General features: G+C 39.8%; 29 protein-coding genes. All 29 read right to left on the bottom strand.

Annotated features, from left to right (window positions below):
* Positions 1–8 precede the first annotated feature (8 nt).
* On the bottom strand, positions 9–515 hold the full coding sequence (rpsE, locus tag GHT08_RS16755) for a 30S ribosomal protein S5 (RefSeq protein WP_018934228.1): 507 nt from the start codon (positions 513–515) through the stop codon (positions 9–11).
* A gap of 18 nt (positions 516–533) precedes the next feature.
* Complete coding sequence (gene rplR, locus GHT08_RS16750; RefSeq protein ID WP_153835623.1) at positions 534–896, bottom strand: 50S ribosomal protein L18; 363 nt, start codon at positions 894–896, stop codon at positions 534–536.
* A 32-nt stretch (positions 897–928) separates the two neighbouring features.
* A complete protein-coding gene (gene rplF / locus GHT08_RS16745) occupies positions 929–1465 on the bottom strand; it encodes a 50S ribosomal protein L6 (protein ID WP_018934226.1) in 537 nt (178 codons plus the stop codon).
* A 31-nt stretch (positions 1466–1496) separates the two neighbouring features.
* On the bottom strand, positions 1497–1895 hold the full coding sequence (gene rpsH / locus GHT08_RS16740; RefSeq protein WP_163582597.1) for a 30S ribosomal protein S8: 399 nt from the start codon (positions 1893–1895) through the stop codon (positions 1497–1499).
* Between the two features lie 30 nt (positions 1896–1925).
* Positions 1926–2111: a 30S ribosomal protein S14 gene (gene rpsN, locus GHT08_RS16735; protein WP_018934224.1), complete on the bottom strand. Its 186-nt coding sequence runs from the start codon at positions 2109–2111 to the stop codon at positions 1926–1928.
* Positions 2112–2140: 29 nt separating this feature from the next.
* Positions 2141–2680 (bottom strand): 50S ribosomal protein L5, encoded by a 540-nt coding sequence (gene rplE / locus GHT08_RS16730; protein ID WP_163582596.1) that lies wholly within the window; start codon positions 2678–2680, stop codon positions 2141–2143.
* Between the two features lie 27 nt (positions 2681–2707).
* On the bottom strand, positions 2708–3019 hold the full coding sequence (gene rplX / locus GHT08_RS16725) for a 50S ribosomal protein L24 (protein WP_163582595.1): 312 nt from the start codon (positions 3017–3019) through the stop codon (positions 2708–2710).
* Between the two features lie 39 nt (positions 3020–3058).
* Complete coding sequence (gene rplN, locus GHT08_RS16720) at positions 3059–3427, bottom strand: 50S ribosomal protein L14 (protein WP_018934221.1); 369 nt, start codon at positions 3425–3427, stop codon at positions 3059–3061.
* 43 nt (positions 3428–3470) lie between these two features.
* A complete protein-coding gene (rpsQ, locus tag GHT08_RS16715; protein WP_153835621.1) occupies positions 3471–3734 on the bottom strand; it encodes a 30S ribosomal protein S17 in 264 nt (87 codons plus the stop codon).
* Between the two features lie 22 nt (positions 3735–3756).
* Positions 3757–3957: a 50S ribosomal protein L29 gene (rpmC, locus tag GHT08_RS16710; protein WP_018934219.1), complete on the bottom strand. Its 201-nt coding sequence runs from the start codon at positions 3955–3957 to the stop codon at positions 3757–3759.
* Positions 3947–4381: a 50S ribosomal protein L16 gene (gene rplP, locus GHT08_RS16705; protein WP_018934218.1), complete on the bottom strand. Its 435-nt coding sequence runs from the start codon at positions 4379–4381 to the stop codon at positions 3947–3949. Before rplP ends, rpmC begins: the two co-directional genes overlap by 11 nt.
* Before the next feature lie 18 nt (positions 4382–4399).
* The gene (rpsC, locus tag GHT08_RS16700; RefSeq protein ID WP_018934217.1) at positions 4400–5041 is read right to left on the bottom strand and encodes a 30S ribosomal protein S3; all 642 of its coding nucleotides are present in this window, start codon (positions 5039–5041) and stop codon (positions 4400–4402) included.
* 3 nt (positions 5042–5044) lie between these two features.
* Positions 5045–5386, bottom strand: a complete 342-nt coding sequence (gene rplV / locus GHT08_RS16695) for a 50S ribosomal protein L22 (RefSeq protein WP_018934216.1) — start codon at positions 5384–5386, stop codon at positions 5045–5047.
* A 19-nt stretch (positions 5387–5405) separates the two neighbouring features.
* Positions 5406–5684 (bottom strand): 30S ribosomal protein S19, encoded by a 279-nt coding sequence (gene rpsS / locus GHT08_RS16690; protein ID WP_018934215.1) that lies wholly within the window; start codon positions 5682–5684, stop codon positions 5406–5408.
* A 57-nt stretch (positions 5685–5741) separates the two neighbouring features.
* Entirely contained in the window at positions 5742–6572 is an 831-nt protein-coding gene (gene rplB, locus GHT08_RS16685; RefSeq protein WP_153835620.1) for a 50S ribosomal protein L2, read from the bottom strand.
* Between the two features lie 26 nt (positions 6573–6598).
* On the bottom strand, positions 6599–6889 hold the full coding sequence (gene rplW, locus GHT08_RS16680; RefSeq protein ID WP_153835619.1) for a 50S ribosomal protein L23: 291 nt from the start codon (positions 6887–6889) through the stop codon (positions 6599–6601).
* Positions 6889–7512, bottom strand: coding sequence for a 50S ribosomal protein L4 (rplD, locus tag GHT08_RS16675; RefSeq protein WP_153835618.1), 624 nt, complete (start codon positions 7510–7512; stop codon positions 6889–6891). Before rplD ends, rplW begins: the two co-directional genes overlap by 1 nt.
* A 25-nt stretch (positions 7513–7537) precedes the next feature.
* Positions 7538–8170 carry a 50S ribosomal protein L3 gene (gene rplC, locus GHT08_RS16670; RefSeq protein ID WP_153835617.1) on the bottom strand — a complete coding sequence of 211 codons (633 nt, stop codon included), beginning with the start codon at positions 8168–8170 and terminating at the stop codon, positions 7538–7540.
* Positions 8171–8201: 31 nt separating this feature from the next.
* A complete protein-coding gene (gene rpsJ / locus GHT08_RS16665) occupies positions 8202–8510 on the bottom strand; it encodes a 30S ribosomal protein S10 (RefSeq protein ID WP_018934210.1) in 309 nt (102 codons plus the stop codon).
* 242 nt (positions 8511–8752) lie between these two features.
* Complete coding sequence (locus tag GHT08_RS16660; protein ID WP_163582594.1) at positions 8753–9478, bottom strand: alpha/beta family hydrolase; 726 nt, start codon at positions 9476–9478, stop codon at positions 8753–8755.
* 112 nt (positions 9479–9590) lie between these two features.
* Positions 9591–10781: an elongation factor Tu gene (tuf, locus tag GHT08_RS16655; protein ID WP_153835615.1), complete on the bottom strand. Its 1191-nt coding sequence runs from the start codon at positions 10779–10781 to the stop codon at positions 9591–9593.
* 119 nt (positions 10782–10900) lie between these two features.
* Positions 10901–12979 (bottom strand): elongation factor G, encoded by a 2079-nt coding sequence (fusA, locus tag GHT08_RS16650; protein WP_163582593.1) that lies wholly within the window; start codon positions 12977–12979, stop codon positions 10901–10903.
* A 42-nt stretch (positions 12980–13021) separates the two neighbouring features.
* Complete coding sequence (gene rpsG, locus GHT08_RS16645; protein ID WP_018934207.1) at positions 13022–13492, bottom strand: 30S ribosomal protein S7; 471 nt, start codon at positions 13490–13492, stop codon at positions 13022–13024.
* Positions 13493–13532: 40 nt separating this feature from the next.
* Positions 13533–13946 (bottom strand): 30S ribosomal protein S12, encoded by a 414-nt coding sequence (gene rpsL / locus GHT08_RS16640; RefSeq protein WP_163582592.1) that lies wholly within the window; start codon positions 13944–13946, stop codon positions 13533–13535.
* Positions 13947–14045: 99 nt separating this feature from the next.
* Positions 14046–14297: a 50S ribosomal protein L7ae-like protein gene (locus GHT08_RS16635; protein WP_153835612.1), complete on the bottom strand. Its 252-nt coding sequence runs from the start codon at positions 14295–14297 to the stop codon at positions 14046–14048.
* A gap of 231 nt (positions 14298–14528) precedes the next feature.
* On the bottom strand, positions 14529–18140 hold the full coding sequence (gene rpoC, locus GHT08_RS16630) for a DNA-directed RNA polymerase subunit beta' (protein WP_153835611.1): 3612 nt from the start codon (positions 18138–18140) through the stop codon (positions 14529–14531).
* Between the two features lie 106 nt (positions 18141–18246).
* Positions 18247–21789 carry a DNA-directed RNA polymerase subunit beta gene (rpoB, locus tag GHT08_RS16625; RefSeq protein WP_018934203.1) on the bottom strand — a complete coding sequence of 1181 codons (3543 nt, stop codon included), beginning with the start codon at positions 21787–21789 and terminating at the stop codon, positions 18247–18249.
* Positions 21790–22253: 464 nt separating this feature from the next.
* Positions 22254–22847: a class I SAM-dependent methyltransferase gene (locus tag GHT08_RS16620; RefSeq protein WP_163582591.1), complete on the bottom strand. Its 594-nt coding sequence runs from the start codon at positions 22845–22847 to the stop codon at positions 22254–22256.
* A gap of 607 nt (positions 22848–23454) precedes the next feature.
* A complete protein-coding gene (gene rplL / locus GHT08_RS16615; RefSeq protein WP_163582590.1) occupies positions 23455–23820 on the bottom strand; it encodes a 50S ribosomal protein L7/L12 in 366 nt (121 codons plus the stop codon).
* Positions 23821–23835: the final 15 nt, after the last annotated feature.

Genomic DNA, 23835 nt, shown 5'->3' with positions numbered 1-23835 from the left:
TTCCCTCCTTATCCTAACAATTCTTCTACAGACTTGCCACGAAGTTTTGCTACTTCTTCAGCACGTTTTAATTCGCTAAGTCCATTGATTGTTGCACGAACCATGTTAATTGGTGTGTTAGAACCTAGTGATTTAGAAAGAATATCACCTACACCAGCTAGTTCTAATACGGCACGTACAGGTCCACCTGCGATAACTCCGGTACCTTCAACAGCTGGTTTCATTAAGATGTTACCAGCTCCGAATTGTCCGTGAATTTCGTGTGGAATTGTAGTTCCAACGATCGGTACATTGACTAAGTTTTTCTTTGCATCATCAATTGCCTTTTTAATAGCATCTGGTACCTCTTGTGCTTTACCTGTACCAAATCCTACATGACCGTTTTTATCTCCAACTACTACCAATGCAGCAAAACGAAAACGACGTCCACCTTTTACAACTTTTGCTACACGGTTAATTGTTACAACGCGTTCTTCTAAATCTAATTTGTTTGGGTCGATGTTAGTACGCAACATATGTCCCTCCTTTTTTGATTAAAATTCAAGACCTGCTTCGCGAGCAGCATCTGCTAGAGATTTAACTCGACCATGATATAAATATCCACCACGATCAAAAACAACATTTGTCAATCCTTTATCGATTGCACGTTTTGCGATAAGCTCACCAACTTGCTTTGCAGCTTCTACATTTCCTGTTGCTTCTAAGTTTAACTCATTATCTACCGTAGATGCACTAACTAATGTTACATTGTTAACATCATCGATTAGTTGTGCGTAGATGTGTTTATTTGAACGAAATACGTTTAGACGTGGGCGTTCCTGTGTTCCGAATAGATTCTTACGGATACGCTGATGTCTTTTTTTACGTACACTATTTTTATCAGGCTTTGTGATCATCTAGGTCACTCCTTTCTGCTTGCTACCTAAACTTACTTAGCAGTTTTACCTTCTTTACGACGTACATATTCACCTTCATAACGGATACCTTTACCTTTATATGGTTCTGGTGGGCGAATAGCGCGAATGTTTGCTGCAACAGCACCAACTAATTCTTTGTCGATACCTTTTACAACTACTTTTGTATTAGCTGGAACTTCAATGTCGATACCGTCAATTGGTTCCAATTCTACAGGGTGAGAATAACCAGCATTAACAACAAGTTTATTTCCTTGTTTTTGTGCACGGTAACCTACACCTTGAATCTCAAGAGCTTTTTCGAAACCTTTATGGACACCTTCCACCATATTACCGATTAGGCTTCGAGTTGTACCATGTAATGCTTTATGTTGTTTAGAGTCACTTGGACGCTCAACAGTCAATACATTATCCTCAATATTTACTTTCATATCACTGTCGAAAGAACGGCTCAATTCACCTTTTGGTCCTTTAACAGTAATGTTATTTCCATTTACTTTGATTTCCACACCTTCTGGAATCTCTAAAAGTTTTAAACCTATACGAGACATGCTACTACACCTCCTGTCTTCTAAGAATATCTTACCAAATATATGCTAGCACTTCGCCACCGATTGCTTGCGTGCGTGCTTCTTTATCAGATAATACCCCTTTTGAAGTAGAAACGATCGCAATACCTAAACCATTTAATACTTTAGGAAGCTCATCAGCTTTTGCATAAACACGTAAACCTGGTTTACTGATTTTCTTTAAACCTGAAATTACACGCTCTTCGTTTGTACCATACTTCAAAAAGATACGAAGGATTCCTTGTTTGTTATCCTCTACATACTCATAGTCACGGATAAAACCTTCACGTTTTAAAATATCTGCGATTTCTTTCTTAAGATTCGACGCTGGGAACTCCAATTTTTCATGGCGAACCATATTAGCGTTACGAATACGAGTAAGCATATCTGCAATTGGATCTGTCATAACCATTTCTCATTACCTCCTTCCCTAATCGGGGATTTACCAGCTTGCTTTTTTAACACCAGGAATTTGACCTTTATATGCAAGTTCACGGAAACAAATACGGCAAAGCTTGAATTTGCGGATTACAGAGTGTGGACGTCCACAACGTTCACATCTAGTGTATTCTTGCACTTTGAATTTCGCTTTGCGTTGTTGCTTTGCGATCATTGATTTTTTAGCCACTCTTTTCCCTCCTTATTTTAGCTTTTCGCTTATTTTTGGAAAGGCATGCCAAGTTGTGTTAAGAGATCCGCAGCTTCTTCGTCAGAATCAGCTGTTGTTACGATAACAACGTCCATCCCTCTCACTTTGTTTACTTGGTCATAATTAATTTCTGGGAAAATTAATTGTTCTTTTACACCTAAAGTGTAGTTACCACGGCCATCAAATGCTTTTTTAGAGATACCACGGAAGTCACGTACACGTGGTAGTGATACGTCGATAAGCTTTTGAAGGAAGTCATACATACGCTCTCCGCGCAATGTTACCTTCGCACCGATTGGCATTCCTTCACGTAAACGGAAGCCTGCGATTGATTTCTTTGCTTTTGTTACAACAGGTTTTTGACCAGTGATTTGTGCCAATTCTTCTACTGCAGCATCAAGTGCCTTAGAGTTTTGCACTGCATCACCAACACCCATGTTCACAACTATTTTTTCGACCTTTGGTACTTCCATTACGGATTCATAATTAAATTTCTCAACTAATGAAGAAACAATTTCATTATTGTACTTTTCTTTTAAAGTGTTCATCACGTAAACCTCCTTTCATCGCTAAGACTATTTATCTAAAGATTCACCAGATTTTTTAGCGATACGAACTTTCTTTCCATCACGTACTTCATATCCAACTCGAGTTGGTTCGCCAGATTTAGGGTCTACTGGCAATACATTTGATACATGAATCGTTGCTTCTTGATTTAAGATACCACCTTGTGGGTTTTCCTGAGAAGGCTTAGCGTGTTTCTTCACAACATTAACACCTTCTACAAGCACACGATCTTTTTTCGGAAATGCAGCTAAAACAGTACCCTGCTTTCCTTTATCTTTACCTGTAATTACTTGTACTTTATCACCTTTTTTGACATGCATGCTATCCGCACCTCCTTACACGGTTTTTCCGTAACGTGCTTATAATACTTCTGGAGCTAGAGATACGATTTTCATGAATTTCGCATCACGCAATTCACGTGCAACTGGTCCAAAAATACGAGTACCTCTTGGACTTTGGTCATCACGAACGATGACAGCTGCATTCTCATCAAATCGAATATAAGAACCGTCTTTACGTCTTACTCCGCTCTTAGAACGTACGATTACTGCTTTTACGACTTCACCTTTTTTAACAACGCCACCTGGTGTTGCTTGTTTTACCGAGCAAACAATTACATCACCAATGTTCGCTGTTTTGCGACCAGAACCACCTAGTACTTTAATCGCTTGTACTTCACGAGCACCAGAGTTATCTGCTACTTTTAAACGAGATTCTTGTTGGATCATATTCGTGTACCCTCCCTTCGGAACTTATCCGAGCGAACTTAAATTAAATAATTACTGCTTCTTCCACAACTTCAACTAGACGGAAACGTTTTGTCTTAGATTGTGGCTTAGTTTCCATGATGCGTACAACATCGCCAATTTTTGCTTGGTTGTTTTCATCATGAGTTTTGAATTTTTTAGAGTATTTAACACGTTTACCATATAAAGTGTGAAATTTATATGTCTCAACTACAACAGTGATTGTCTTATCCATTTTGTCAGATACGACACGTCCGGTATAGACCTTACGATTATTACGCTCACTCATCTGAGGCTAACCTCCTTTATTATCAGTTATTTACGCTTAGCTCTCTTTCGCGAACAACAGTCTTCATACGTGCAATGGACTTACGTACTTCGCGTAGACGTGCTGTGTTTTCCAACTGACCTGTTGCAAGTTGGAAACGCAAATTGAAAAGCTCTTCTTTTAACGACTTGATCTTTTGTTCAATTTCGGCAGTGGTTAGTTCTCTAATTTCATTAGCCTTCATTGATTTCACCACCAATTTCTTCTCGTTTTACGAATTTCGTTTTGATTGGTAATTTGTGAGATGCAAGACGAAGTGCTTCACGTGCTACCTCTTCCGATACACCCGCAATCTCAAACATTATCTTACCAGGTTTTACAACTGCTACCCATCCTTCAGGAGCACCTTTACCAGAACCCATACGAACCTCTAGAGGCTTAGCTGTATAAGGTTTATCTGGGAAAATTTTAATCCATACTTTACCACCACGTTTCATATAACGAGTCATCGCTATACGAGCTGCTTCGATTTGACGGCTAGTAATCCATGCAGCTTCAACAGCCTGAAGACCGTATTCACCAAATGCTACTGACGTACCGCCTTTCGCTTTACCTTTCATATTACCACGATGTTGCTTACGATGTTTTACACGTTTTGGCATTAACATAATGCTTTGCCCCCTTCCTTAGTTATTGTTTTTAGTTGGAAGGACTTCTCCACGATAAATCCATACTTTAACACCTAGTTTACCGTAAGTTGTGTCTGCTTCTGCAGTACCATAATCGATATCTGCACGCAAAGTATGAAGTGGAACTGTTCCTTCACTATAACTTTCAGCTCTCGCCATATCTGCACCACCAAGACGACCTGATACTTGTGTACGAATACCTTTCGCACCTGCACGCATAGCGCGTTGGATCGTTTGTTTCTGTGCACGACGGAATGATACACGGTTTTCTAATTGACGTGCGATATTTTCTGCTACTAATTTAGCATCTAAATCAGCTTTTTTCACTTCGACAATATTAATGTGTACTCTCTTACCAGTTAGTTGGTTTAGTGATTTACGTAGTGCTTCTACTTCAGAACCACCTTTACCAATTACCATACCTGGCTTAGCTGTAGAAATAGAGATATTTACACGGTTTGCTGCTCTTTCGATTTCAACTTTAGATACAGCACCATCTTTTAAACGTCCTTCGATATATTCACGAATTTTAATATCTTCATGTAAAAGGTCTGCGTAATCTTTACCTGCATACCACTTAGATTCCCAATCACGGATAACTCCGACACGAAGACCAGTTGGATTTACTTTTTGACCCACAGATTATCCCTCCTTTTTCTCAGATAAAACCACTGTAATGTGGCTAGTTCGTTTGTTGATTTGTGTTGCACGACCTTGTGCACGTGGGCGGAAACGTTTCAAAGTAACACCTTCATTTACAAACGCTTCTGACACTACTAAATTCTCAGGGTTCATTTCATAATTGTGCTCTGCATTTGCGATCGCAGAGTTTAATAATTTCTCCACAACTGGTGAAGCACCGCGTTGTGTATGTTTTAAAATCGCAATTGCTTCTCCTGCATCTTTGCCTCGGATTAAGTCAATCACTAGGCGGACTTTACGAGGAGCAATACGAACTGATTTTGCAACAGCTTTTGCTTGCATTAGGAGTACCTCCTCTCAATTAACGTTTTGTTTTCTTGTCGTCTCCAGCGTGTCCTCTATACGTACGTGTTGGAGCGAATTCACCTAATTTGTGTCCAACCATATCTTCTGTTACGTATACTGGCACATGTTTGCGACCATCATATACCGCAATCGTATGACCGACAAAGTTAGGGAAAATGGTAGAGCGACGAGACCACGTCTTCACTACTGTTTTTTTGTCATCCTCGTTCAATTTATCGATCTTTTTCATTAAATGGTCATCTGCGAAAGGTCCTTTTTTTAAGCTACGACCCATGGATAAGCCTCCCTTCGCGATTGTCGGACGGGTATTAATGCCCGTCGTTCAACCCCGTTATTTTTTACGTTTACGTACAATAAATTTATCTGATTGTTTGTTACGCTGACGTGTTTTGTAACCAAGTGTTGGTTTGCCCCAAGGTGACATTGGTGATTTACGTCCGATAGGTGCACGTCCTTCACCACCACCGTGAGGGTGATCGTTAGGGTTCATTACAGAACCACGAACTGTTGGACGCTTGCCTTGCCAACGAGAACGTCCAGCTTTACCTACATTGATTAATTCGTGCTCTAAGTTACCTACTTGACCTACAGTCGCACGGCAAGTCGCTAAGACTAAGCGTACTTCTCCTGAAGCTAAACGTACTAATACGTATTTACCTTCACGTCCAAGGATTTGTGCTTGAGCACCAGCAGATCTAGCTAATTGTGCACCACGACCTGGTTTTAATTCAATGTTATGAATAGTTGTACCTACTGGAATATCACCAAGTGGTAAAGCATTACCTAATTTAATATCTGCGTCTGGACCAGATACAATTTCATGACCTACTTGGATACCTTTTGGTGCAATAATATAACGTTTTTCTCCATCTGCATAATGGATTAGTGCGATGTTTGCAGAACGGTTTGGATCGTATTCGATTGTAGCAACTTTGCCTGGTATTCCATCTTTGTCACGTTTGAAATCGATAATACGATACTTACGCTTATGTCCACCGCCTTGATGACGAACTGTTAATTTACCTTGATTATTACGACCACCACGTTTGCTTAATGGTGCAAGTAGTGATTTTTCTGGTTGATCAGTAGTGATTTCAGCATAATCTGATACCGTCATACCTCTACGACCATTGGAAGTTGGTTTATACTTTTTAATCGCCATCTGTTTTCCCTCCTTTGTGATTCAAATTATAATGTTTCAAAGAAATCTAGTTCTTTACTGTCTTCAGATAACTGAACAATTGCTTTTTTACGGTTAGGGCGATAGCCGCCATAACGTCCCATGCGCTTGAACTTACCTTTTTTGTTTAATGTGTTTACATTCAAGACTTTCACACCAAAGATTTCTTCTACTGCATCTTTGATTTGTGTTTTGTTTGCTTCTTTACTTACTTCAAAAGTATATTTCTTTTCTGCCATTAAATCTGCAGAGTGTTCAGTTATGACCGGGCGCTTAATAATATCACGTGCATCTGCCATTATGCAAGCACCTCCCCTGCTTTTTCAGCTGCTTCTTTCGTTAAGATCAGCTTGTCATGCGTAAGCAAGTCTAATACATTCACTTCGCTTACTGATAGTACTTTTACATTTTGAAGATTATTAGCTGATTTTGCTAATACATCGTCTTTATCTGCTGTAACGATTAATGCTTTTGCATCAACATTTAATGAAGAAAGCATTGAAACAACTTCTTTTGTTTTTGGTGTTTCGATTGCAATTCCTTCTAATACTACTAAGCTATCTTCTTTCACCTTAGAAGAAAGAGCAGATTTAAGCGCTAATCTACGCACTTTCTTAGGTAATTTGTAGCTATAGCTTCTTGGTGTAGGACCGAAAACAGTTCCACCGCCTACCCATTGTGGTGAGCGAATTGAACCTTGGCGTGCACGACCTGTTCCTTTTTGGCGCCATGGTTTACGTCCACCACCACTTACGTCAGAACGGTTTTTCACTGCATGTGTACCTTGACGTAAAGATGCGCGTTGCATTAAAACAGCGTCATGTAGTACATGTTCATTTGGTTCGATTCCGAACACCGCGTCGTTGATTTCTACATCACCAACTTGTGATCCACTTTGATTATATAGTGCTACTTTAGGCATGACATATCCTCCCTTCGATTAATAATTAGTTAGCCTTTATTGCACTCGTAACTTTCACGAATGATTTTTTTGCACCTGGAACGTTACCTTTAATTAATAGAAGGTTACGCTCTGCGTCCACTTTTACTACTTCTAAGTTTTGGATTGTAATTTGCTCTCCACCCATTTGTCCAGGGAGTTTTTTACCTTTAAAAACTCGTGCTGGGTCAGCGGCAGCTCCCATTGAACCTGCTGATCTGTGGTAGTGAGAACCATGAGTTTCCGGTCCACGTTGTTGGTTGTGGCGCTTGATCGCACCTTGGAAACCTTTCCCTTTAGAAGTACCTGTTACATCGATTTTATCTCCTGCTTCAAAAACCTCTACGTTTATCTCTTGACCTAAATCATATTCATCAAGATTTACGTCACGGATTTCACGAACGAAGCGCTTAGGAGTAGTATTTGCTTTTTCAGCATGTCCTTGCTCTGGTTTGTTAGCGCGATTTTTCTTTTCGTCTGCAAAACCAATTTGGATTGCTTCATATCCATCATTTTCTTCTGTACGCTTTTGCAGCACAACGTTTGGTTCAGCTTGAACTACTGTTACAGGGATTAATTCGCCCTCTTCAGAGAAAATCTGTGTCATGCCGACTTTGCGACCTAAGATTCCTTTCGTCATCCGTTACACCTCCTAGAATGTTAAATTTATATTATAGTTTAATTTCAATATCTACACCTGACGGTAAATCCAAACGCATTAATGAATCAACCGTTTTTGGTGTTGGACTTACAATATCAATTAGACGTTTATGTGTGCGCATTTCGAATTGCTCACGAGCGTCTTTGTATTTGTGAGTCGCACGCAAAACTGTGTATACCGATTTTTCCGTTGGTAATGGAATCGGTCCTGAAACTCCTGCACCAGATCTTTTTGCAGTATCTACAATTTTATCTGCAGACTGATCTAAAATACGGTGATCATACGCTTTTAAACGAATTCTAATTTTTTCTTTTGCCATTATTTTCCCTCCTTTTCGCCCATTTAGATAATAGACTTTCTCCGCGAAAATTCCTTGATACACCCGCCATGGCAAAGGGGCCGGGTGTGCCAACAACCTTCCGCATCATCGCCTGTTTTATGACCAACATTGTTTATTATATAGAAATAACGCGATGAATGCAAGATTTATATGAAATTTTTTAAGAAATTATTTAGGTTGATTTCTTAGCCGAAAGACTTTGGTGATTATGAATGAACATATCAATCAATACTACTAATCCAACTATCTATGCCATCGATAATTTCGTTCTGCTGTTCTTTCACCTTTATCACAGCATCATTATCGCCCTTTTGCGGACCATATATACCAAACTGTGCGTGGTTGCCACCTTCTATTTCAAAAAAAGCAGCTTGCTCAGAGAAGTATTCTTTACTTTCTTCAACATCATCCAGCGTAGTAAGTCCATCACGTTCTCCATATATAGATAGCATCGGCAAAGTTGTTCCTGAGAAATCTTGACTTTTGGTCGAATAGGATCCTAAAAAAAATAATCCACTTATTATTTCTTTGTTCTCTTTTGTGTACATGGAAGCTGCTACTCCACCTAAAGAGTGTCCACCTATATACCAATCTGATACTTGTTTGTATTTAGCCTGAAGTTCTTTTGCTACATCCTTATCAATTATCGCAAGGTTCAAACGGAAAGTAGGTATTCCTACCACATATCCTCGTTCACTTAACTCTTGTGCTAAGTAACTATATGCTTCTGGCTCAACTTTAGCACCGGGATAAATAATAATTCCCTTTTCATAATTGGTGGTCGGCTCAAATATTAACCACCCATCTTCTTCGTCTATCTGATCCACTAATTGATAAAGCTCCCCTGTTGCTTCATATGTTTGTTGTGTCCAAATATAAAAACCAACTACTGCTATAAATAAAATAGAAAACACTATGAATATGCTGTACTTTAAAAACCTTTTCATCTGTTACTCCTATTCATGTATTATCTCTCTTTGAGTTACTTAATGTTCTATTTTCTTATAACGAAAAAAAGCAGGTAGTCATAAGGCTACCTGCTTTTATATATATCATTGATTACTCAATGATTTCTGCTACGACACCAGCACCTACTGTACGTCCACCTTCACGAATTGAGAATTTAGTTCCATCCTCAATCGCGATTGGAGAGATAAGAGATACTGTCATTTCGATATTATCACCAGGCATTACCATTTCCACACCTTCTGGTAACTCGATAACACCAGTTACGTCAGTTGTACGGAAATAGAATTGCGGACGATAGTTTGAGAAGAATGGAGTGTGACGTCCACCTTCGTCTTTAGAAAGTACATAAACTTCCGCTTTGAATTTTGTGTGTGGAGTAATAGAACCAGGCTTAGCTAGTACTTGACCACGGTTGATTTCTTCACGTGCAACACCACGAAGTAGTGCACCAATGTTGTCACCAGCTTCTGCATAGTCAAGAAGCTTACGGAACATTTCAACACCAGTGATAGTAGTTTTAGAAGCTTCTTCAGCAAGACCGATGATTTCTACTTCGTCACCTACTTTTACAACACCACGCTCAACACGTCCTGTTGCAACAGTACCACGACCAGTGATAGAGAATACGTCCTCTACTGGCATCATGAATGATTTCTCAGTATCACGGTCTGGACGAGGAATATAGTCATCAACAGCTTCCATAAGTTCAAGGATTGCGTTAACGTATTGCTCTTCACCTTCAAGTGCTTGAAGTGCAGAACCTTTGATTACTGGTACATCATCACCAGGGAAATCATATTCGCTTAATAGATCACGTACTTCCATTTCAACTAGTTCTAGAAGTTCTTCGTCATCTACCATATCACATTTGTTTAAGAATACAACGATCGCTGGTACACCTACTTGACGAGAAAGTAAGATGTGCTCACGAGTTTGTGGCATTGGACCATCCGCTGCAGATACTACAAGGATAGCGCCGTCCATTTGTGCAGCACCAGTGATCATGTTTTTAACATAGTCAGCGTGACCTGGGCAGTCAACGTGTGCATAGTGACGGTTATCAGTTTCGTACTCAACGTGTGCTGTTGAGATTGTGATTCCACGTTCTTTTTCTTCTGGAGCACCATCGATTTGGTCATAAGCACGAGCTTCCCCGCTACCATATTTGTTGAAAAGAACGTTTGTAATTGCTGCAGTTAAAGTTGTTTTACCATGGTCAACGTGTCCAATTGTACCAATATTTACGTGGTCTTTGGAACGGTCAAATTTTTCTTTAGCCATGTATATTTCCTCCTTTAATTAAGTAAAAAGTTTTTTTATATTTTCATGTATCTCGGCTTAGGCATTTGAATGCTTAAGCCTATAATACAAGTTATACTTTAGATTAAGAAAAAAATCAATTATTCGCCAGCATTTTTCTTAATAATTTCTTCTGCAATGCTCTTAGGAACTTCTTCGTAGTGATCGAAGTGCATAGTGTAAGTACCACGACCTTGTGTATTAGAACGAAGTGCAGTTGCATAACCAAACATTTCTGAAAGTGGGACAAATGCTTTTACTACTTGAGCAGGTCCACGAGCTTCCATTCCTTCTACACGCCCACGACGGGAAGTTACGTCACCCATAATGTCACCCATGTATTCTTCTGGGATAACAACCTCAACCTTCATCATTGGTTCAAGGATTACTGGGTTACATTTGTTTTTCGCTGCTTTAAGCGCCATAGATGCTGCTACTTTAAATGCTGTTTCGTTAGAGTCAACATCGTGATAGCTTCCATCGTAAAGTGTCGCTTTCACATCGATTAATGGATAACCAGCAAGTACACCATTTTCCATTGATTCCTTAATACCAGCCTCAACAGATGGAATGTATTCACGTGGTACAACACCACCAACGATGTTATTTACGAATTCAAAACCTGCACCTTCTTCGTTAGGTTCAAATTTAACCCAAACGTGACCATATTGACCACGACCACCAGATTGGCGAACGAATTTACCTTCTACTTCCGCAGAACCACGGAACGTTTCACGGTAAGATACTTGTGGAGCACCAACGTTAGCTTCTACTTTAAACTCACGCTTCAGACGGTCCACGATGATGTCAAGGTGTAACTCACCCATACCTGAGATGATCGTTTGACCAGTCTCTTGGTTTGTTTCAGTTTTGAATGTAGGATCCTCTTCAGCAAGCTTACCTAATGCAATCGCCATTTTGTCTTGGTCAGCTTTTGATTTAGGCTCGATTGCTACAGAGATAACTGGTTCAGGGAATTCCATAGATTCTAGAATAACCACGCTTTTCTCTGCACATAACGTATCACCAGTACCAGTATCTTTCAGACCAACAGCACCAGCAATATCACCAGCGTAAACCTCAGCAATTTCCTCACGAGAGTTAGCGTGCATTTGTAGGATACGTCCTACACGTTCACGTTTATCTTTCGTAGAGTTTTTGATGTATGAACCTGATTTTAATGAACCAGAGTACACACGGAAGAATGTAAGTTTACCTACAAACGGGTCTGTTGCAACTTTAAACGCAAGTGCAGAGAATGGCTCTTTGTCGTCTGCCTTACGAACTATTTCTTCATCTGTTCCTGGAACAATACCTTCAATCGGAGGAATGTCTAATGGTGATGGTAAGTAATCCACAACACCATCGATTAGCAATTGCACCCCTTTGTTTTTGAAGGCAGATCCACAGAATACCGGATAGAACTCAACACTTAAAGTTGCTTGACGAACAGCAGCTCTTAATTCATCATTAGAGAACTCTTCACCTTCTAAGTATCGTTCCATTAGATCTTCATCTAATTCAGCTACTGCTTCAATTAGATTTGTGCGGTATTCTTCAGCTTGCTCTTTATACTCATCAGGAATCGGCTTCGCTTCTGCACGAGTACCTAAGTCATCCAAGTAATAGTAAGCTTCCATCGTAATAAGGTCGATGATTCCTTCAAATTCATCCTCAGCACCGATTGGAAGCTGTACTGGATGAGCGTTTGCTCCCAGACGATCACCAATTGTACCTACAGAATAAAGGAAGTCAGCTCCTACTTTATCCATTTTGTTTACAAAAACAATACGTGGAACACCATATGTTGTCGCTTGGCGCCACACTGTCTCTGTTTGTGGTTCTACACCAGACTGAGCGTCTAGAACAGCTACCGCACCATCAAGTACACGTAATGAACGCTCAACTTCTACTGTGAAGTCTACGTGTCCAGGTGTATCGATGATGTTAATACGGTGACCTTTCCACTGAGCAGTTGTTGCTGCTGAAGTGATGGTAATACCGCGTTCTTGTTCCTGCTCCATCCAGTCCATTTGAGAAGCACCTTCATGTGTTTCCCCAATTTTGTGGATACGTCCCGTATAAAATAAGATACGTTCTGTTGCAGTTGTTTTACCAGCATCGATGTGTGCCATGATACCGATATTACGTGTATTCTCCAAGGAGAACTCTCTAGGCATGAATCTTTCTCCTTCCTACATGAAATATTGTTAGTTTGATGATTACCAGCGATAGTGAGCAAATGCTTTATTTGCTTCTGCCATCTTGTGCATATCTTCGCGTTTTTTAACAGATGCACCTGTATTATTTGAAGCATCTAGAATTTCATTCGCTAAACGCTCTTCCATTGTTTTTTCGCCGCGAAGACGAGAATAATTCACAATGTAACGCAAACCTAATGCTTGACGACGTTCTGGTCTAACCTCAACTGGTACTTGGTAGTTAGAACCACCAACACGACGTGCACGAACTTCAAGTACTGGCATAACGTTTTTCATAGCTTGTTCAAACACATCCATAGCGTTTTGACCGCTACGTTCTTGAACTAATTCAAAAGCACGATACAAAATCTTTTGTGCTTTACCTCTTTTTCCATCAATCATAATCTGATTAATTAAACGTGTAACAAGTTTTGAGTTGTATAACGGATCTGGTAAGACATCACGCTTTGGTACTGGTCCTTTACGTGGCATATCTCCCCCTCCTTTCTATTGTGTTTTTATCAGAAATCACTTATTTTTTAGGTCTTTTCGCACCGTATTTTGAACGGCCTTGCATACGTCCTTCTACACCTGAAGTATCAAGCGCACCACGAACGATGTGATAACGAACCCCTGGTAAGTCTTTTACACGACCACCACGAATTAATACAACACTGTGTTCTTGAAGATTGTGACCAATTCCAGGAATATAAGCTGTTACCTCGATTTGGTTGGACAAACGAACACGCGCATATTTACGAAGTGCAGAGTTCGGTTTCTTTGGTGTAAGTGTACCCACACGAGTACATACACCACGTTTTTGTGGGGCAGATTGATCAGTCGCTACTTTTTTACGACTATTGTACCCTTTATTTAAAGCAGGTGAATCTGATTTTTTACCTCTAGATACACGGCCTTTACGAACTAATTGATTAATAGTTGGCATCTATATTTCCTCCTCTCTGTTCTTAAGATGTAATACCACACATCCAGGTGGTTCATAATAGAGCAAAAAACAAAGTCTTCGCAAATAATTGCCAAAACTTTATTGTTTGATCACTACTGTTGCTGCACCGACATCTATCCCACATGCTTTTCCAAGTTCTTTCATAGAATCAACATAGAAATAAGGGACATTATGTTCAGTTGCAACTCGTAAAACTTTACTAGTAATATGTGAATCAGCATCACTAGCAACGATTACCTCTTTTGCATAACCATTTTTAATGGCTTTTAAAACTTGTTTCGTTCCGACTATCTTTTCAGTATTTACCTGTGCCACTTTTTCATAAGACATCTGCATATCCTCCAAAGTAACAAGGATAACGGAAGCACCTTAAATATACTATCATCACAAAAAATTAATGTCAACTTTTATTTGTAAAAATAAATAATTATTTAAAGTGTTTCATGCATACCTTGTTTTCTTTCAAGTAAATGTAATAGTGGATTACCTGCAATACTTCTTGCAGGTAACCCTGTTGTGTTGCCTAACTTCAGTGAGTAATGGCAACTAGACCTTTTATTATTACTGAATCACTTCTTCAGAGTCTGTTTCCTCTTCTTGTACGGGATCAACGGCCAGTTTTTCCTGGATACGTCGATAGCGTTGCATACCAGTACCTGCTGGCACAAGTTTACCAATAATAACATTCTCTTTCAGTCCAAGTAATTCATCTCGTTTACCTTTGATCGCTGCATCTGTTAGGACTCTTGTAGTCTCCTGGAAGGAAGCAGCAGATAAGAATGAATCTGTTTCAAGAGATGCTTTCGTAATACCTAGTAGTACCGGACGGCCTACTGCTGGTTGACCACCTGTTACGATCGCTTGTTTGTTTGCATCTTTAAACTGGTGGATTTCTAGTAGAGATCCTGGTAATACTTCTGTATCTCCGGAATCAGCTACACGTACTTTACGAAGCATTTGTCTAACCATTACTTCCACGTGTTTATCGCCGATTTCTACCCCTTGCATTCGGTATACTTTCTGTACTTCTTTTAATAAGTAAGATTGTACGCCGTCAATACCTTGAACTTTCAAGAGTTCTTTTGGATCAATAGAACCTTCTGTTAATGCTTGACCTGCTTCTACTTCATCTCCGATAGAAACTTTAAGTCGCGCACCATACGGCGCTGTGTAGGTTTTGGTTTCCACCGCACCTTGAACAACAATTTCTTGTTTGTCTTTCACTTCGGTCACATCTTGAACAGTACCGAAAATCTCGGAAATAACTGCCTGACCTTTTGGATTACGCGCTTCGAAAATCTCTTGAATACGCGGTAAACCTTGAGTAATATCGCTTCCTGCAACACCACCAGTGTGGAATGTACGCATTGTTAACTGTGTACCTGGTTCACCAATAGACTGAGCTGCAATAATACCTACAGCTTCGCCCACTTCTACTTCCTCACCAGTAGCTAAGTTACGGCCGTAGCATTTTTTACATGCGCCATGTTTCGTATTACATGTAAAGGCGGTTCTAATGGTTACTTCTTCAATTCCTGATTCTACGATTTCTTTTGCTGCATCTTCAGAGATGACTTCGTTTTTCGCAACGATTAATTCGTTTGTTTCAGGATGCTTCACATTCTGGAATACCGTTCTACCGATGAGACGATCAATAAGTGGTTCGATCATTTCTGTACCCTCTTTAATAGCAGATACAGTTAAACCACGGTCTGTTCCGCAATCATCTTCACGGATAATCACATCTTGTGCAACATCTACAAGACGTCTTGTTAAATAACCAGAGTCTGCTGTCTTAAGGGCTGTATCGGCTAGACCTTTACGAGCACCGTGTGTAGAAATAAAGTACTCTAGTACCGTTAAACCTTCACGGAAGCTTGATTTGATCGGTAATTCAATGATTCGACCAGCCGGGTTCGCCATTAATCCACGCATACCTGCTAGCTGTGTAAAGTTAGACGCGTTACCACGCGCACCGGAATCACTCATCATAAAGATCGGGTTACGCGGGTTCAAGGATTTCATCAGTTTCTCTTGAATGGTATCTTTCGCTTGTGACCATACAGAAATAACACGGTCATAGCGTTCTTCATCGGTAATTAAACCTCTACGGAATTGCTTCAATACTTTATCTACTTTATCTTGTGCTTCCGCCAGAATTTCTTCTTTCTCAGCAAGCACGACGATATCTGATACACCTACTGTGATACCAGCTTTTGTAGAGTAAGCAAAACCTAAGTCTTTCATACGGTCCAACATTTTTGAAGTTTCGCTGATCTTGAACTTCTTGAATACTTCCGCAATGATATCACCGAGAATCCCTTTTTTAAATGGTGGAATAATATCGCGTTGGGCGATTTCTTCTTTAATATTAGCTCCAGGCTCAACGAAATACTTATCTGGTGTTGCAACCTCTAAGTTTTGTTGTGTTGGTTCATTCATGTATGGGAATGACTCTGGCAGCATATCGTTAAAGATTAACTTACCAACGGTTGTGATCATTAATTTATTTGTTTGTGCTTCGCTAAATGATTCTTTATTTAGTGATGCTGGTTGAATAGCAACACGTGTGTGTAAATGTACAAAACCATTCTGATATGCGATTAATGCCTCGTTTAAATCCTTAAACACCATACCTTCACCAATCGCATCCTCACGTTCCATTGTTACGTAATAGTTACCAAGTACCATATCCTGTGATGGAGTAACAACTGGTTTACCATCTTTCGGATTAAGAATGTTTTGGGCAGCGAGCATTAAAATACGTGCTTCAGCTTGTGCTTCTGCTGATAAAGGAACGTGTACCGCCATTTGGTCACCATCGAAGTCTGCGTTATATGCAGTACAAACAAGTGGGTGCAAGCGGATAGCGCGACCTTCTACAAGTGTCGGCTCAAATGCTTGAATACCTAAACGGTGTAGTGTTGGTGCACGGTTTAATAGTACAGGGTGTTCTTTAATAACGTCTTCTAAGACATCCCATACTTCCTCATGCAACCTCTCAATTTTACGTTTTGCTGATTTAATGTTATGAGCTAACCCTCGCTCTACTAATTCTTTCATAATAAACGGTTTGAATAACTCAACAGCCATTTCTTTCGGTAGACCACATTGATACATCTTCAAGTGTGGACCTACAACGATTACGGAACGACCGGAATAGTCAACACGTTTACCTAATAAGTTTTGACGGAAACGACCTTGCTTCCCTTTTAACATATGGGATAGTGATTTTAATGGACGGTTCCCTGGTCCAGTTACCGGACGTCCACGGCGTCCATTATCAATCAACGCATCTACTGCTTCTTGAAGCATACGTTTTTCGTTTTGCACGATAATACTAGGTGCCCCAAGGTCAAGCAGGCGTTTCAAACGATTGTTTCGGTTGATTACACGACGATATAAATCGTTTAAGTCTGAAGTTGCGAAGCGTCCACCATCTAATTGCACCATTGGTCTTAATTCAGGTGGAATGATCGGTAGAACATCCATAATCATCCAGCTTGGATCATTACCAGAGTTACGAAATGCTTCTAATACTTCTAAACGTTTGATCGCACGGGTTCTACGTTGACCTTGTGCAGATTTTAATTCTTCACGTAACAATTCTACTTCTTTTTCAAGATCGATATCTTGCAAGATTTTCTTGATTGCTTCAGCACCCATTGCTGCTTTAAAAGAATTACCGTATTTATCACGATAAGCACGGTATTCTTTTTCAGATAATAATTGCTTTTTCTCTAATGCTGTATCACCTGGGTCTGTCACAATGTATGCTGCGAAGTAAATAACTTCTTCCAGTGCTCTAGGTGACATATCTAATACTAGCCCCATTCGGCTTGGGATACCTTTAAAGTACCAGATATGTGAAACAGGGGCTGCTAGTTCAATGTGACCCATGCGTTCACGACGAACTTTTGCTTTGGTTACTTCGACACCACAACGGTCACATACGACACCTTTGTATCTTACACGCTTATACTTTCCACAATGACATTCCCAGTCTTTTTGAGGACCGAAAATTCGTTCACAAAACAGACCATCTTTCTCTGGTTTAAGTGTACGGTAGTTAATAGTTTCAGGCTTTTTCACTTCACCAAATGACCAAGAACGAATTTTATTTGGTGATGCTAATCCGATTTTCATAAATTCAAAATTATTTACATCTAACAAGGGGTTAACCTCCCTTTTAGTCTTTGGGTTTCGTTCACTTTAAGCTTTATAGACACCTCTCACCCGGTCAGCCTTGGTGAAAGAATGACCGGGTTTGAGTATTTCATTAACTAGTAGTTTCTTCAATTTCTAGGTTAAAGTTATCTGCTGATTGATTATCATCTTCTTCGTCATCACGAAGTTCGATTTCCTGCTCATCTCCAGATAACATCTTTACATCCATACCTAGACTTTGTAATTCCTTAATCAGTACTTTAAATGACTCTGGAATTCCTGGTTCAGGAACATTATCGCCTTTAACGATCGCTTCATATGTTTTCACACGACCTACTGTATCATCTGATTTAACCGTTAGGATTTCTTGTAGTGTATAGGCTGCACCATAGGCTTCTAATGCCCATACCTCCATCTCACCGAAACGCTGACCACCAAATTGTGCTTTACCACCTAGTGGTTGTTGCGTAACAAGTGAATATGGACCTGTTGAACGAGCGTGCAACTTATCATCTACCATGTGTGCTAGCTTGATCATATACATTACACCAACAGATACACGGTTATCAAACGGTTCACCTGTACGTCCATCATAAAGGATTGTTTTCGCATCTCTTGGTAGACCAGCTTCTTCTAAAGTCTCCCAAACATCTTCTTCGCGCGCACCATCAAATACTGGTGATGCAACGTGAATACCTAGTTGTCTCGCTGCCATACCTAAGTGTAGTTCAAGTACTTGCCCGATGTTCATACGAGATGGTACCCCTAATGGGTTTAACATGATATCGATCGGCGTTCCGTCTGGTAAGAATGGCATATCTTCTTCTGGTAAAATTTTCGAGATAACACCTTTATTACCGTGACGACCAGCCATTTTATCCCCTTCGTGAATCTTACGTTTTTGAACGATATATACACGGACTAACTGGTTTACACCTGGTGGTAATTCATCACCATCCGCACGATTGAAGATTTTAACATCTAGTACAATTCCTCCTGCACCGTGAGGTACTCGAAGTGATGTATCACGAACTTCTCGTGCTTTCTCACCGAAAATAGCGTGTAACAAACGTTCTTCGGCTGATAATTCCGTTACCCCTTTAGGTGTAACTTTACCAACTAATAAGTCACCGTCTTCTACTTCAGCACCTACACGGATAATGCCTCGTTCATCTAAGTCACGTAATGCATCTTCTCCTACGTTAGGGATGTCACGTGTGATTTCTTCAGGTCCTAATTTCGTGTCACGTGCTTCTGATTCATATTCTTCAATGTGAATGGACGTATAGACGTCGTCTTTTACCAGGCGCTCACTCATAATGATCGCATCCTCGTAGTTATAACCTTCCCATGTCATAAAGCCTACAAGCACGTTTTGACCAAGTGCTAGTTCACCTTTTTCCATTGAAGGACCATCCGCTAAAATTTCACCTTTGGTCACGCGGTCACCTTTAGATACGATAGGACGTTGGTTGTAACAAGTACCTTGGTTGGAACGAATAAATTTCTGTAGACGGTAACGGTCTAGGTCACCTTCAACTTCTTTTCCATCTACTTCTGTAATTCGACGAACCAGAACTTCTTTCGCCTCTACTCGTTCTACAACACCTTCATGCTTACAAATTACGGCTGCACCAGAGTCTTTCCCTGATACATATTCCATTCCTGTACCAACAATCGGTGATTTAGGCTGCATAAGTGGTACTGCTTGACGCTGCATGTTTGCTCCCATTAATGCACGGTTTGAGTCATCGTTTTCCAAGAACGGAATACATGCTGTCGCAGCAGATACAACCTGCTTAGGCGAAACGTCCATATAGTCTAATTTTTCACGTTTAACAATCGTGTTTTCACCACGGAACCTTGCAATTACTTCCTCATCAGTAAATGTGCCATCTTCATTCAACTTAGCATTCGCCTGTGCAACGACGTAGTTATCTTCCTCATCCGCCGTTAAGTAGTCCATTTGGTTAGTAACTTGACCTGTTTCAGGGTCAACTCTACGATAAGGCGTTTCGATAAAACCAAATTTATTGACTTTCGCATAAGATGATAAGGAGTTGATTAACCCAATGTTTGGTCCCTCAGGTGTCTCGATCGGACACATACGACCATAGTGAGAATAGTGAACGTCACGCACTTCAAACCCTGCTCGTTCACGAGTCAGACCACCTGGTCCTAATGCAGATAAACGTCTTTTATGCGTTAACTCTGCTAACGGGTTCGTTTGATCCATAAATTGAGATAACTGTGAACTACCAAAGAACTCTTTGATAGATGCAATGACAGGGCGTATATTGATTAACTGTTGTGGAGTGATGGAAGATGTGTCCTGAATAGACATTCTCTCACGAACCACACGCTCCATACGTGACAGACCGATTCTAAATTGATTTTGTAGTAACTCTCCAACTGAACGAAGACGACGATTTCCTAAGTGGTCAATATCGTCGGTATCTCCAACCTGATGTAAGATGTTAAAGAAATAACTGATGGCAGAAAGAATGTCAGCTGGTGTAATGTTTTTAATACCGTCATCTACATTACAATTGCCTAATACAGTTAATGTTCTTTCCCCTTCAGGATCAGTTGGATCCATAATCTTAATCGATTGGACACGAATTGGATCCTCTAATACACCTTCATTTGGCTCTAGCACTCTCTCACCGAAACGATTTTCGTCAGAGTCTAGTATTGGTAATATTTTATCTAACAAGCGTCTATCTAACTTATCTCCTCTGTTAGCAATCACTTCACCCGTTTCCGGATCCACTAGTGGCTCTGCAAGGATTTGGTTAAATAAACGATTTTTCAAATGCAATTTTTTATTTATTTTATAACGACCAACATGTGCTAAATCATATCTTTTTGGATCAAAAAATCTGGAAACCAATAAACTTTTAGCATTTTCTACTGTTGGCGGTTCTCCAGGACGAAGGCGTTCATAAATTTCTAATAATGCCTTTTCACTTGTTTCTGTGTTGTCCTTTTCCAACGTATTCTTTAAATACTCATTTTCGCCAAATAAATCTAAAATTTCTTGGTCATCACCGAAACCTAACGCTCTAAGTAATACCGTAATAGGTAATTTTCTAGTACGGTCAATTCGTACGTGTACAACATCTTTTGCGTCTGTTTCAAATTCTAACCAAGCACCTCTATTTGGGATAACAGTAGCGCCATAACCACGTTTTCCATTCTTATCAATTTTTTCGTTAAAATAAACGCTAGGTGAACGAACAAGCTGTGAAACAATAACACGCTCTGCACCATTAATAATAAAAGTACCTGTTTCAGTCATTAATGGGAAATCACCCATAAAGACTTCTTGCTCTTTCACTTCACCTGTTTCGTTATTCAATAAACGAACCTTTACTCGAAGAGGAGCGTTGTATGTTACGTCTCTTTCTTTGGATTCATCGACTGGATACTTTGGTTCTCCAAGGCTGTAATCAACAAATTCTAGTGACAAATTGCCGGCAAAATCCTCGATTGGAGAAATATCCTGGAACATTTCTCTTAAGCCCTCATCTAAGAACCATTGATAGGATGCAGTTTGAATCTCAATTAAATTTGGTAATTCTAATACCTCGCTGATACGCGCATAGCTTCTGCGTTGGCGGTGTCGTCCGTATTGAACTAGTTGACCTGTCAACTGATTCACCCCTCGATCAATATTAAAGATAGTTGCTATAAAAATAGCACAAATGAAACCACACTTACTATTTATACATAACTTACTATAGGCATTTGACATTTTTCTATAGATCGTATAAATTTAGTAAGTGTTAAACACTCGTCCGGTTAGCATACCGAACAAACCTGTGATCTTTTTAGGACACAAGCTTTATATAGACACTTGCGATAAGCAAATGTTATTCAATTACTAATAGTTCTGTGGAAAATAATAAAAGGATTTCTAAAAGGTTAAGTAGACAATCTCTATTAGCTAATAGCCGTTTAATAGTAACAACAAAGATGCCAAGTTACAAAAGTCTCATGTTGAATAGTTTTGCCTATTTTTTAAAAAAATATACAATTTTCCAACATTTTCACTTGACAAACCTTCCGTCCTATTGGCATTTTTCAATATTACCACAAACACCTAACAGAGTCAAATTATTTTGCACAGAAAATAAAGTATCCCTTTTCCTTCTTTACTACTTCTACCTCATCAAATAATTCTGTTAGCTTCTTCTTAGCCGAAGGTGCTCCTTGCTTTTTTTGAATAACAACCCAAAGTTCGCCATTTGGTAACAAAGCTTCTTTTGCTTCTTCAAACATCTTGTGTACAATTTGTTTACCAGCTCTGATCGGTGGATTGGTTAAAATGGCAGCAAATGATTGGCCCGTTACATTGGATAATATATCGCTCTCTTTGAAGGATACGTTGGCGATTTTATTGTGTTTCGCATTTTTTTCTGCTAATGATAAAGCTCTTTCGTTAACATCTACTCCAACGACAGAACGTTCGGGTAGGAATGCAGCCAAGGCAATAGTAATAGGTCCATAACCACAACCTAAGTCAAGTAACGGACCATTTATATCTGGTACACGAAAAGCTTCAATCAAAACACGAGAGCCGAAGTCAACTTCATTCTTAGAAAAGACGCCGTTATCTGTAGTAAAAGTGAACTTCTTTCCCCTTAATAGATATTGCCACGTTTGCGGATCACTAGCAACATCAGGGGACTGTGAAAAATACTGATCCATTTCCACACCCACTTTCCATTCTTAAATCTTATTCCCTATAGATACAAACTGCGAACTAATGAAAATTCTGTTTAGTATAGCTTTTTTCCATTCTGTTTTTTGTTGAGTGTTTGCATACGCTACGGGAAAATACTTCGCTTTCCACGGGCACGGCCTCAGCCTCCTCAGAAACCAAAGAACGGTTTCTTGCGGGGTCTTCGGACACGTGCTAATCCCGTAGGAGTCTACGTATTTTCCCTACGCTTAGTTCAGTGTTTTGATTATAGTAAGAATGATCAATAGTAATTAATGTCTATGGATTTCCACTTTCTAAAGATAACTCCATTTCATTAGCGTAGGCAGAATACGTAGACTCCTGTGGGAACAGCACGAGCTGAAGATCCACTTGGTAAAGCGGTTTTCTTTACCAAGTTAGCTGAAGCCGTGCCCACGGAAAGCGAAGTATTCTGCCGAAGCGGTGTTCCAGCACTCTCTTGGAAATATTGGAAAAGCGCAAATCTTCGTTAGAATTAGTTCGCTGTTTATGTTTTATATGATGATTGTTAAAATTCTTAGTTGTAAAGAAAAGCTCGCCATTGTGCATAGCGAGCTTTTCTGTGTTTCTTACTTATTTTAATTCTACTGTTGCGCCAGCTTCTTCTAGCTTAGATTTCATTTCTTCAGCTTCTTCTTTGTCAATGCCCTCTTTGATTGCTCCAGGTGCGTTATCTACAAGGTCTTTAGCATCTTTAAGTCCAAGACCAGTGATTTCGCGAACAGCTTTAACAACTTTAATTTTAGAAGATCCAGCACTTTCAAGTACTACATCAAATTCAGTTTGTTCTTCAGCTGCTTCTCCGCCTGCTGCTCCACCTGCTACTGCTACAGGAGCCGCTGCAGTTACTCCAAATTCTTCTTCGATTGCTTTTACTAAGTCATTTAATTCAAGAACGGACATTTCTTTAATTGCTTCAATAATTTGTTCTTTAGACATGTTCAATTCCTCCTA

It is taken from the genome of Gracilibacillus saliphilus (genome assembly GCF_010994085.1).
Classification (GTDB): domain Bacteria; phylum Bacillota; class Bacilli; order Bacillales; family Amphibacillaceae; genus Gracilibacillus; species Gracilibacillus lacisalsi.
Note: the sequence above shows the minus strand (reverse complement) of the source record. Positions and strands in the feature narration are given on the sequence as shown.